The 12411-nt window shown below is 54.8% G+C and carries 6 protein-coding genes; 5 read left to right on the top strand and 1 reads right to left on the bottom strand.

The features are described 5' to 3' along the window. Positions 1-563: 563 nt before the first annotated feature. From glgB to glgP, 5 genes are all read left to right on the top strand, one after another. Positions 564-2747, top strand: coding sequence for a 1,4-alpha-glucan branching enzyme (glgB, locus tag QLG08_RS07665; RefSeq protein ID WP_015699381.1), 2184 nt, complete (start codon positions 564-566; stop codon positions 2745-2747). Beyond that, complete coding sequence (gene glgX / locus QLG08_RS07660) at positions 2744-4723, top strand: glycogen debranching protein GlgX (protein WP_167310104.1); 1980 nt, start codon at positions 2744-2746, stop codon at positions 4721-4723. The genes glgB and glgX overlap by 4 nt, the downstream gene beginning before the upstream one ends. 13 nt (positions 4724-4736) lie before the next feature. After that, positions 4737-6029, top strand: a complete 1293-nt coding sequence (gene glgC / locus QLG08_RS07655; RefSeq protein WP_014604839.1) for a glucose-1-phosphate adenylyltransferase — start codon at positions 4737-4739, stop codon at positions 6027-6029. 63 nt (positions 6030-6092) lie between these two features. Continuing rightward, complete coding sequence (glgA, locus tag QLG08_RS07650; RefSeq protein WP_014604840.1) at positions 6093-7526, top strand: glycogen synthase GlgA; 1434 nt, start codon at positions 6093-6095, stop codon at positions 7524-7526. 18 nt (positions 7527-7544) lie between these two features. Continuing rightward, a complete protein-coding gene (gene glgP, locus QLG08_RS07645) occupies positions 7545-9992 on the top strand; it encodes a glycogen phosphorylase (RefSeq protein WP_013027535.1) in 2448 nt (815 codons plus the stop codon). A 905-nt stretch (positions 9993-10897) separates the two neighbouring features. Here the strand turns inward: glgP and glpD are convergent. Next, positions 10898-12403, bottom strand: a complete 1506-nt coding sequence (gene glpD / locus QLG08_RS07640) for a glycerol-3-phosphate dehydrogenase (RefSeq protein ID WP_014604841.1) — start codon at positions 12401-12403, stop codon at positions 10898-10900. Between the last annotated feature and the right edge of the window lie 8 nt (positions 12404-12411).

The raw sequence follows: 12411 nt of genomic DNA, 5'->3' as shown, positions 1-12411 counted from the left end.
CGATGCTGGCGGCTTCGCTCTGCGTTAAAACCCGGCTGCGCCTGAGATACGCGGTGCAGCAGCGGGGCGGTAAAACGTCCTCCTCCCGGCCGGTCTTTCCGAAAAAAAGAACGGCTTAAGCGGAATGGCGGGCTCTTAGCGAAAAGTGGCCGGTTTTTATTAAATAAGATGAAACGCGAATCTGTTATACATTAATATAATTTAATTTTTTGCGGGGCGGTTCGCAAAAATAAAAGGCGGGTGTTCTCTCTTAAAAACGGCCTTACATCAGATGATGTAGGTGATGACTGCCTTTTTTAGCCAGGGCCGGCTTGCACGTGAAAGTAAAAGTTATTTAATGTCTGGAGGCTTGCCGGATGGGCATCTGGCGGTACTACGGGCTTTGCATTGAGCAGACAGGCTTGATGCTAACTGGTTGTGATTTAAGGAGGCGCGTGGTGAGGAGCGTTTCGTTTTGACACCCACGCCGCTGTACTCATGGCTCAATGAAGAGCAGCGCAACAGACCTGCGATAACACGACGTCGTGGTCTTTTCGCCTGCCAACTATCACAGGAAGAAAGTCATGTCAGAGCTACCCGATCGCCAGGCGATCAATGCCCTTTTTGCGGGTAATTATTCCGACCCCTTTTCACTGCTGGGGATGCATAAAACCGAAAATGGTCTTGAAGTGCGTGCGCTGCTTCCGGAAGCCCTGGAAGTCTGGGTCATTGAAACCTCAACAGGACGCAAACTGGTCCAACTGAAGTGTGATGATTCTCGTGGTTTTTTCAGTGGCGTCGTTCCTCGTCGTAAAAATCCGTTTCGCTATCAACTGGCGGTTAACTGGCACGGCCAGCAGAACCTCATTGATGATGCCTACCGCTTTGGCCCTTTGTTGCAAGAGATGGACTTGTGGCTGCTGGCAGAAGGCACGCACCTGCGGCCCTATGAAACGCTGGGCGCCCACGGCGACGTCATTGATGGTGTGATTGGTACGCGTTTTTGTGTCTGGGCACCTAACGCACGCCGCGTATCGGTTGTCGGTGATTTCAACTTTTGGGACGGCCGTCGTCATCCGATGCGTCTGCGTCAGGAAATGGGCGTCTGGGAGCTGTTTGTTCCTGGCGCTGTTAACGGGCAACTCTATAAATTTGAAATCATCGATGCCCATGGACAGCTCCGTATCAAGGCCGATCCTTTAGCGTTTGAAGCACAAATGCGTCCGCAAACCGCATCAATGATTTGCGGCCTGCCCGAAAAAGTGGAGATGTCGGCCTCACGCAAGGCGGCAAATGAGTTTGATAAACCCATCTCTATCTACGAAGTGCATCTGGGATCGTGGCGTCGCCATACTGATGACAACTTCTGGCTCAGTTACAAAGAGCTGGCTGAGCAGCTGGTGCCTTACGTTAAAGAGATGGGGTTTACCCATATCGAGCTGCTGCCCATTAACGAACATCCGTTTGACGGCAGTTGGGGTTATCAGCCGCTCGGTATGTATGCGCCCACCCGCCGTTTCGGTACCCGTGATGATTTCCGCTACTTTATCGACAGCGCCCATGCGGCAGGGCTGAATGTGTTACTGGACTGGGTGCCAGGCCATTTCCCGAGCGATGATTTTGGTCTGGCAAAGTTTGATGGCACCGAACTGTATGAGCACAGCGATCCGCGTGAAGGTTACCATCAGGACTGGAATACGCTGATTTACAACTTTGGCCGTCGGGAAGTCAGTAACTTCCTGGCAGGCAATGCACTGTACTGGATGGAGCGCTTCGGTATTGATGGCCTGCGTGTCGATGCGGTGGCTTCAATGATCTATCGTGATTACAGCCGCGCCGAAGGCGAGTGGATCCCCAATCAATACGGTGGTCGCGAAAATCTCGAAGCCATTAATTTCCTGCGCTATACCAACCGTACTTTGGGACATGTCGCCCCAGGTTCAGTGACGATGGCTGAAGAGTCCACAGACTATCCTGGTGTTTCACGACCGCCTGAAGGTGGCGGCCTGGGGTTCTGGTACAAATGGAACCTGGGCTGGATGCATGACACGCTGGACTATATGAAACTCGACCCGGTACATCGCCGCTACCATCATAATCTGATGAGCTTTGGCATCATGTACAACTACAGCGAAAACTTCGTCCTGCCGCTGTCGCACGATGAAGTGGTGCACGGAAAACGCTCTATTCTTGATCGCATGCCGGGAGATGCCTGGCAAAAATTCGCTAACCTGCGTGCCTACTACGGCTGGATGTGGGCGTTTCCGGGTAAGAAGCTGTTATTCATGGGCAACGAATTTGCGCAGGGCAAAGAGTGGAATCACGATGTCAGCCTTGACTGGCACCTGCTTGAAGGTGAGGACAACTGGCATCACGGCGTTCAGCGTCTGGTGCGCGATCTGAACCATACCTATCAGCATTACACCTCCCTGCATCAGCTTGATTTCGATCCATCGGGGTTTGAGTGGCTGGTTGTTGATGATGCAGAGCATTCCGTCTTTGCGTTTGTACGTCGCGACCGCGATGGCAATGAAGTGATTATTGTCAGCAACTTTACCCCTGTCCCGCGTCCGGGCTATCGCTTCGGCGTGAACCAGGCGGGCAGCTGGCGCGAAGTGCTTAATACCGACCAGCATGAATACCACGGCAGCGACGTGCGCAATCATCTGGTGCACACCGATCAGCAGGAAAGTCATGGCCGCCCGCAATCGCTGAGCCTGAATTTACCGCCACTGGCGACGGTATGGTTCGTGCGGGAGGGGGAATGATATTACGTGCCGGACATCCCCAACCGCTGGGTGCCAGCTACGATGGGAAAGGGGTCAATTTTACGCTGTTTTCCCATCACGCTGAGCGTGTTGAACTGTGCCTGTTCGATGAGAACGGCCTTGAGCAGCGCGTTGAACTCACTGAGCGAAGCGGCGATATCTGGCACGGCTATCTGCCCGGACTCAAGCCCGGACAGCGTTATGGCTATCGGGTACACGGGCCGTGGGCGCCCCAGCAGGGGCACTTTTTTAATCCTGCCAAACTGTTAATCGATCCCTGCGCCAGAGCAGTGCAGGGCGATGTCCCCGACGATCCGCGCTTTCACTGCGGGTATGGCGAGCCTGATGGTCGTGATAACGCCGCCCTCGCTCCCAAGAGCATTGTCGTGACGGACGATTTCGACTGGCAAGGGGATGTGCCGCCGCGCACGTCGTGGGGCGATAGCGTCATTTACGAAGCGCATGTCCGCGGTCTGACGCAGCTGCATCCCGGCATTCCCGAACCCCTGCGCGGCACCTATGCTGCTCTGGGCCATCCGGTGATGGTGGATTACCTGCTGAAAATGGGCATCACCGCCATTGAGCTCCTGCCCATTGCGCAGTTCGCCAGCGAGCCTCGCCTGCTGCGCCTGGGACTGACTAACTACTGGGGTTATAACCCCTTTGCCCTCTGGGCTGTCGATCCCCGCTATGCATCGGGTCAGGATGGCCTGTCTCCTCTGCAAGAGTTTCAGCAGGCGGTAAAGCGTCTGCACGCTGCCGGGATTGAGGTGTTGCTGGATGTGGTGTTTAACCACACGGCGGAACTGGATGACACCGGACCGACGCTTTCCTTTCGCGGCATTGATAACGCCAGCTATTACTGGCTGGACGAACAGGGCGATTATCACAACTGGACCGGCTGCGGCAATACCCTGAACCTCAACCATCCGCAGGTAATGAACTGGACGCTGGAGGCGCTGCGCTACTGGGTGCGCGTCTGTCACGTCGATGGTTTCCGCTTTGATCTTGCGCCGGTGCTGGGTCGCGAACCGGATTATCACCGCGATGCGGCTCTGTTTGAGGCCATCCGCGCCTGTCCGATACTGTCAAAAGTCAAACTGATCGCCGAGCCCTGGGATATCGGTCCAGGTGGTTATCAGGTAGGCAATTTTCCTGCGCCCTTTGCAGAATGGAACGATCAATTTCGCGATACGACCCGGCGCGCATGGCTGCATGGTGACGTCAGCCTGGGGGAATTTGCCTGCCGGTTTGCCGCGTCAAGCGACCTTTTTCAGCATGACGATCGCAGGCCGCACGCGACCATCAATCTGATTACCGCTCACGATGGTTTTACCCTACGCGACCTCGTGAGTTTCAACAATAAACATAACGAAGTTAACGGTGAAGAAAACCGTGACGGGCACGGTAACAACTATAGCCACAATCATGGTACAGAAGGTCTGGAGAGCAGTGCGGAGGTGGCGCAGCGCCGGCGCCGCAGCATGCAAGGGCTGCTGACCACGCTGCTGCTTTCTCAGGGAACGCCCATGCTGCTGGCGGGAGACGAACGGGGTCAAAGTCAGCAGGGCAATAACAATGCGTATTGCCAGGACAATCCTCTGAGCTGGCTCAACTGGCACGATGACGAAAAAGCGCTGGTCGATTTTACGGCGTCGCTGATTCAACTGCGCAAGCGAATTCCTGCACTCACAGCAGATCGCTGGTGGCAGAACGATGACGGCAATGTCCAGTGGCTGGACGCCCAGGGTAATCCCGTAGATGAAGCTGGCTGGAAGCAGGGCATGTGTAGCCTGCAGATTCTGCTTTCAGACCGCTGGTTAATAACAATAAATGCGACAGATTCGATATGTGATATCGCCTTACCAGACGGAGAATGGCACGTCCTTCCTCCTTTCACCGGGGAATGTCACCCCATCCGGTTAACTGTCTGGCATGGTCCCGCACACGCTGTGTGTGTGTTCCAAAAGCAATGATAAGGAGTCAGACATGGTCAAATTAGAAAGAGCAGAACATCTCATGCTGGCGCGCCAGCTCCCTACACAAACCGTTGCCCTTGTACTGGCTGGTGGACGCGGTACGCGTCTGGTCGATCTTACCGCTAAGCGTGCCAAGCCCGCCGTTCACTTTGGTGGCAAATTCCGCATTATCGACTTTGCACTTTCCAACTGTGTGAACTCAGGGATTCGCCGCATTGGGGTCATTACGCAATACCAGTCTCATACGTTAACTCAACATATTCAGCGTGGTTGGTCTATCTTCAACGAAGAGATGAATGAATTTGTTGACCTGCTACCTGCGCAGCAGCGCTTCTCGACGGAGCAATGGTATCGCGGAACAGCGGATGCAGTAACACAGAACCTTGACGTTATCCGACGCTATGGCGCGCAGTACGTCGTCATCCTGGCCGGTGATCATATCTATAAGATGGATTACTCAAGGATGTTGCTGGACCACGTGCTGAACGATGCGCGATGCACCATCGCCTGTCTGCCCGTGCCGGTGCATGAGGCGACCGCATTTGGTGTGATGGCCGTCGACGAAAACAATAAAGTAATCGATTTCGTAGAGAAGCCGCCGAAGCCACCGACAATGCCGGGCGATGACACCAAATCGCTGGCCAGTATGGGAATTTATGTCTTCGACGCCGAATACCTCTATGGCTTGCTGGAAGCCGACCTGCATGAAGCAGGTTCAAGCCACGATTTCGGCAAAGATATTCTGCCAAAAGTGGTCGCGAGTGGAGAGGGCTACGCCCATTCGTTTGCGATCTCTTGTGTGCAAAACGATCACGAGGCACCGCCCTACTGGCGGGATGTGGGTACGCTGGAAGCCTACTGGCGCGCCAACCTTGATTTAGCCTCTGTTACACCCGAGCTGGACATGTACGACAGCACCTGGCCGATTCGGACGCACATGGAACCTTTGCCACCGGCAAAGTTTGTTCAGGACCGTTCCGGCAGCCATGGTATGACGATGAACTCACTGGTCTCCGGTGGCTGCATTATCTCGGGATCGGTGGTGGTGAATTCGGTCATGTTTTCCCGCGTGCGGGTGAACTCATTTTGCAATATCGATTCAACGGTACTGCTACCTGATGTGGTAGTCGGCCGATCCTGTCGTCTGCGCCGCTGCGTCATTGACCGCGCCTGTGTGCTGCCAGAAGGGATGGTGATTGGTGAAAACCCTGATGAAGACAGCCGCCGGTTTTTCCGTTCAGAAGAAGGCATTGTACTGGTTACGCGCGCCATGCTGGCCAAACTAAATAGCGCGGGATCATAAACGACAAGCGGCACACAACCCATCGGCACGAGGATCGTGCCTGGTAACTTAATGAGGTCGAGGATGCAGGTTTTACATGTCTGTTCAGAACTTTTCCCGCTGCTGAAAACGGGCGGGCTGGCTGATGTAGTCGGAGCATTACCTCAGGCACAAATTGCGGGTGGAACAGATACGCGTGTGTTGTTACCCGCGTTTCCTGCATTACGTAAAGGAATACCCGATACGCAGGTGGTTGCGGAACTGCAAACCTTTGCCGGTCCGGTGCGCCTGCTTTTTGGGCGATTCGATGGGGTAGGTATCTATCTTATCGACGCTCCCGATCTCTACGATCGGCCGGGCAGTCCTTATCATGATGAATCGCAGTTTGCCTACGTCGACAACTATTTGCGCTTTGCTTTACTGGGGTGGATGGGCTGTGAGTTAGGCTGCGGGCTGGATAGCTACTGGCGACCGGATATTGTTCATGCACACGACTGGCATGCGGGTCTGACGTGTGCTTATCTGGAGGCGCGTGGCCGTCCGGCTAAGTCTGTCTTCACCGTGCATAACCTGGCTTATCAGGGGCTTTTTTCGGCGCACCATTTGGATCAGATTCAGCTGCCACAATCGTTTTTTAACATGTTTGGTCTGGAGTTCTTTGGCCAGATCTCTTACCTGAAGGCCGGCTTGTTCTACGCCGACCACGTGACGGCAGTCAGCCCAACTTACGCGCGTGAAATTACGACGCCAGAGTACGGCTATGGCATGGAAACGTTGCTGGCACAGCGTATGCGTGAAGGTCGCCTGAGCGGCGTTCTGAACGGCGTGGACCCGGCTATTTGGGATCCTTCTCACGATCTGTTGCTGAGCTCCCGCTACAACCGGGATACGCTGGAAGCTAAAGCGGAAAACAAGCGCCAGCTGCAGGTTGCGATGGGACTGAAGGTTGACGATAAAGCACCGGTGTTTGCCGTGATCAGCCGCCTGACCCGGCAAAAAGGGCTGGATCTGGTGCTGGAAGCGCTGCCGGGTTTACTGGCGCAGGGCGGACAGCTGGTGCTGTTAGGACAGGGTGATGCTGAGCTGCAGCAGGGCTTTCTGGCCGCCGCCGCCGAACATCCCGGCAGCGTGGGCGTGCAGATTGGCTACCACGAGGCATTCTCGCATCGCATCGTTGGTGGGGCCGATGTCATTATGGTACCGAGCCGTTTTGAGCCTTGCGGCCTGACACAGCTCTATGGACTGAAATACGGCACGCTGCCACTGGTCCGCCGCACGGGCGGGCTGGCGGATACGGTCAACGACAGTTCGCTAGAAAATTTAGCGGATGGCATTGCCAGTGGGTTCAGTTTCGAAGACAGTAATGCCTGGTCCTTATTAAGGGCCATTCGTCGTGCTTTTGTGTTGTGGTCTCGTCCTTCACTGTGGCGTTATGTGCAGCGTCAGGCGATGGGAATGGACTTTAGCTGGCAGGTTGCCGCTCAAGCCTACCGCGATCTTTACCAACGTTTGTTGTAACGGATTGGGAAACAGAAAATGAATACACCATTCACTTACGCTTCACCTACGTTGACGGTTGATGCCTTAAAGCACTCAATCGCTTACAAACTGATGTTCACCATTGGTAAAGACCCTTCGATTGCGAACAAACATGAATGGCTCAACGCCGCGTTGCTTGCCGTGCGCGATCGCATGGTAGAGCGCTGGCTGCGTTCTAATCGTGCTCAACTTTCCCAGGATGTGCGTCAGGTTTATTACCTGTCGATGGAATTCCTGATGGGCCGCACGTTGGGCAATGCGCTACTGGCCATGGGGATCTACGACGATCTCAATCTGGCACTGGACGAAATGGGCCTCGATCTGGCCGAACTCATGGAAGAAGAGAACGATCCCGGCCTGGGCAACGGGGGTTTAGGCCGTCTTGCCGCCTGCTTCCTGGATTCTCTGGCTACGCTGGGCATGCCCGGACGCGGCTACGGCATCCGCTATGATTACGGCATGTTCAAACAAAATATTGTGGACGGCGAGCAGAAAGAGTCTCCGGATTACTGGCTGGAATACGGTAACCCGTGGGAGTTTCAGCGCTTTAACACCCGTTATAAAGTTCGCTTCGGTGGCCGCGTTCAGCACGAAGGTGCCAAAGTGCGCTGGCTGGAAACCGAAGAAATTCTCGCTATGGCCTACGATCAAATTATCCCTGGCTACGACACTGACTCGACCAATACGTTACGTTTGTGGGGCGCGCAGGCCAGTAACGAAATCAACCTGGGTAAATTCAACCAAGGTGACTATTTTGCGGCTGTGGAAGATAAAAACCACTCAGAAAACGTGTCGCGCGTGCTTTATCCCGATGACTCGACCTATTCCGGGCGTGAGCTTCGTTTGCGTCAGGAGTACTTCCTGGTGTCAGCTACCGTGCAGGATATCCTGAATCGCCACTGGATGATGCACCGCACCTGGAACAATCTGGCTGATAAAATCGCCATTCACCTTAATGACACACATCCGGTGTTAGCGATTCCTGAGCTGATGCGGTTGTTGATTGATGAGCATAAATTCACCTGGGATGATGCGTTTGATGTGTGCTGCCAGGTGTTCTCTTACACCAACCACACGTTAATGACTGAAGCCCTGGAAACCTGGCCGGTAGACATGATCGGTAAGATCCTGCCGCGTCATCTGAGCATCATCTTTGAAATCAACGACTTTTTCCTTAAAACGATTCAGGAATACTATCCAGACGACTGGGATCTGCTGTCGCGTATTTCGATCATCGACGAGAACGACGGGCGTCGGGTACGTATGGCCTGGCTGGCTGTTGTTGTCAGTCATAAGGTTAACGGCGTTTCTGAACTGCACTCGAACCTGATGGTTCAGTCCCTGTTTGCCGATTTCTCGCGGCTGTTCCCAGGCCGATTCTGTAACAAAACCAACGGCGTAACGCCACGTCGCTGGCTGGCGCTGGCTAATCCGCCACTGTCAGAATTACTGGACGAACAAATTGGCCGTAACTGGCGCACCGATCTAAGCCAGCTCAGTGAACTCAAAAGCTGTGTTGATTATCCTGCGTTTATTGAGAAAGTGGCCGAAGCCAAGCTGGAAAACAAAAAACGTCTGGCGATCTGGGTGGCGAAGAATCTGGATGTCGTTATCGATCCTAACGCGCTGTTTGACGTACAGATTAAGCGCATCCATGAGTACAAGCGCCAGTTGCTTAACGTTTTGCACGTGATTACGCGCTACAACCGCATCAAAGCCGATCCGGACGCCGAGTGGGTGCCGCGTGTTAACATTTTTGCAGGTAAAGCCGCGTCCGCTTACTACGTTGCCAAGCACATTATTCATCTGATTAACGATGTGGCTAAGGTCATCAACAACGATCCTCAGGTTAAAAACAAACTTAAGGTCGTATTTATTCCTAACTACAGCGTGAGTCTGGCGCAGATTATTATTCCTGCTGCCGATCTCTCTGAGCAGATTTCAACGGCAGGTACCGAAGCATCGGGTACCAGTAATATGAAATTTGCGCTCAACGGCGCGTTGACTATCGGCACGCTGGACGGGGCCAACGTTGAAATGCTGGAGCACGTGGGTAAAGAGAACATCTTCATTTTTGGTAACACAACGCCGCAGGTCGAAGCCTTGCGTAAAGCAGGTTATAACCCGCGTAAATACTATGAAGAAGATGCAGAGTTGCATCAGGTGCTGACTCAGTTGGCCTCAGGCGTCTTTAGTCCGCAGGATCCCGGCCGTTACCGTAATCTGTTCGACCTGCTGGTCAACTTCGGCGATCACTATCAGCTGTTGGCAGATTACCGCAGCTATGTGGATACGCAGGATAAGGTTGATGAACTGTATCGCCAGCCGGATGTCTGGCAGCACCGGGCGGCTATGAACATTGCTGGCATGGGCTATTTCTCGTCTGACCGTACGATTCAGGAATATGCGGATGAGATTTGGAATATTTCGCCGGTAAGGTTGTAGTTTGGCGGTAACGTTTCTGCTCTGAGCAGGTTCCGCCCGCAACGGTTGTGCACCTGGCAGGTGTGGGGGCACGGTCTTGCATTGAGCAGGTTCCGCCCACCAGGCGCCGGGGAGTTTCAGCCTGTCCGTGCAGGCGGTCGGGTTAAGGGGCTCGCGCCAGCCCCTTAACAATCCCGGCGTCCGGCAGCCGCCGCTGTACCTTCGTCACTCACTGCGGCCTGACGGACCGTCCGGATGCGCCATCCCTGGCGCAGCCGTCCTCGTCGCGGCTTCCGTGCCGCGCCGTCCTGGCCTCCGTTCTTTCCTCAGCGCGGCGGATGCCTTCTGAAAACCCCTCGTCTGTGAGATTTTCTGTTTTTCCAAAAGGCTGGTTTTGTCTGTTATTAACAGCATGCAATGGAATTCTGATGAAACAAAAAATGAACACTAATGGGGCGGATGCTTTTATGACACCTGAAGCGATACGGAAGTTGGTCTTAACCCAGAGACTGAAGCGGGGGAGTGGGCCGGCCTTCCCGTCCCGCTGAGCGGACGCAGGATTTCCGGATGAGCCGACAGGACGTCGGCGAAAGTCAGGCCGCGCCAGGGACGGCGCGTCCTGGCGGTCCGGCAGAAATCCTGAAGCAGCGAAGGCACCGCGCAGCGGCGGGTGGGCAGGACGGGAGCCTGGGGTCAAGGGGCCGCGGCGACTGGCGGCCCCTTGTCGGTCGCCCGCACGGGGCGGACTGAAACTGCCCGCCGCCTGGCGAGCGAAACCTTCTCAGAGTTACATAACTGGACGCCGCTCAGGCAACCAACCAAAAGCCACGTTCATGCAATGAACCTCAACACGTTGCCGCGCAGGCAAAAAAAACGGCACAACAGGCCGCAACCTGTTGCACCGCGCTTTCAGCGCTGACGCGCGACTACGATGCCAGCGACAGCGTAGGCTTCGCCTTAGCCGCCAGCCATTCGGCAATGCGTGCCTGCTGGGCTTCGTTCAGCCACATACCTTGCTTGGTACGGCGCCAGATAGCATCATCCACTTCACGCACCCACTCATGCTGCACAAGATAACGTAACTCCGCCTCATAAAACTCATGACCGAAGTTTTCACCCAGGTCTTCCAGCGATGTCGCGTCTTTAAGCAGCACTTCGGTGCTGCTACCGTAAGTGCGGGCGTAGTGACGTGCCATGTTTTCAGTAATGAACGGGTAACGGCGGCGCAGGCTGGCAGCGTAATCGTCGCTGCTGCCGGAAATATTACCGCCGGGCAGCACGCAGTTTTTAGTCCATGCTGCGCCCGCATCAGGATAATACTTCGACAGCTTCTCCAGCGCATGCTCGGCCAGCTTACGGTAAGTCGTCAATTTGCCACCAAAAACGGACAGCAGCGGTGTCTGACCGTTGTCATCGCGGACATCCAGGGTGTAATCGCGAGTGATCGCCTGCGGCGAATCGGACTCGTCATCACAAAGCGGACGCACGCCGGAATAGGTCCACACAATGTCGTCAGGCGTCAGCTGCTTTTTGAAATGGCCGTTGTACACCTTCAGGATGTAGTCGATTTCATTATCATCAATAGCGACGCTTTTCGGATCGCCTTTGTATTCCACGTCGGTGGTGCCGATGATAGAAAACTCATCCATCCACGGAATGACAAACACAATACGGTTATCTTCGTTTTGCAGGATATAAGCCTGCTTCTCATTGTGAACGCGCGGCACCACAATATGGCTGCCTTTGATCAGGCGAATACCGTAAGGCGATTTCAGCTCCAGGCCATCGTCGAAGAACTGCTTAACCCATGGACCGGCGGCGTTGACCAGGCCTTTGGCCTGCCAGGTGAAGGTTTTGCCGCTGTCGATATCCTCAGCTTCTACCATCCACAGGCCGTTCTCACGCCATGCGCGAGTCACGCGAGTGCGGGTACGCACCTCACCACCATGTTTAACCACTTCCTGCGCATTGAGTACCACCATTCGGGCATCGTCCACCCAGCAGTCGGAATACTCAAAACCGCGCTTAATTTCAGGCTTAAGTGCAGACTCTGCACCAAAGCTCAGGCTTTTACTGCCCGGCAGACTCGTGCGCTTGCCCAAGTGATCGTACATAAACAGACCGGTACGGATCATCCACGCCGGACGCAGATGCGGGCGGTGTGGTAAGCGAAAGCGCATTGGGAACGCGATATGGGGTGCCATCTTTAACAGCACTTCGCGCTCGGCCAGCGCTTCGCTCACCAGACGGAATTCATAATGTTCAAGGTAGCGCAGGCCACCGTGAATCAGCTTTGAGCTGGCGGAAGAGGTCGCGCAAGCCAGGTCCCGCGCCTCTAGCATTAACACCGACAGTCCGCGTCCTGCAGCGTCTGCTGCGATGCCAGCACCGTTGATGCCGCCGCCGATAACGATCAGGTCTTTGGTTTCCACGTTGTCTC

Origin of the sequence: Pantoea sp. V106_11 (genome assembly GCF_029967885.1) — a bacterium.
Lineage (GTDB): Bacteria > Pseudomonadota > Gammaproteobacteria > Enterobacterales > Enterobacteriaceae > Pantoea > Pantoea ananatis.
This window is presented reverse-complemented; position numbering and strand designations above follow the sequence as displayed.

Excerpts from the sequence above, each read along its gene's own strand:
- glgB (WP_015699381.1), top strand. The coding sequence starts at position 564 with ATGTCAGAGCTACCCGATCGCCAGGCGATCAATGCCCTTTTTGCGGGT.
- glgP (WP_013027535.1), top strand. The coding sequence starts at position 7,545 with ATGAATACACCATTCACTTACGCTTCACCTACGTTGACGGTTGATGCC.
- glgA (WP_014604840.1), top strand. The coding sequence starts at position 6,093 with ATGCAGGTTTTACATGTCTGTTCAGAACTTTTCCCGCTGCTGAAAACG.
- glgC (WP_014604839.1), top strand. The coding sequence starts at position 4,737 with ATGGTCAAATTAGAAAGAGCAGAACATCTCATGCTGGCGCGCCAGCTC.
- glgX (WP_167310104.1), top strand. The coding sequence starts at position 2,744 with ATGATATTACGTGCCGGACATCCCCAACCGCTGGGTGCCAGCTACGAT.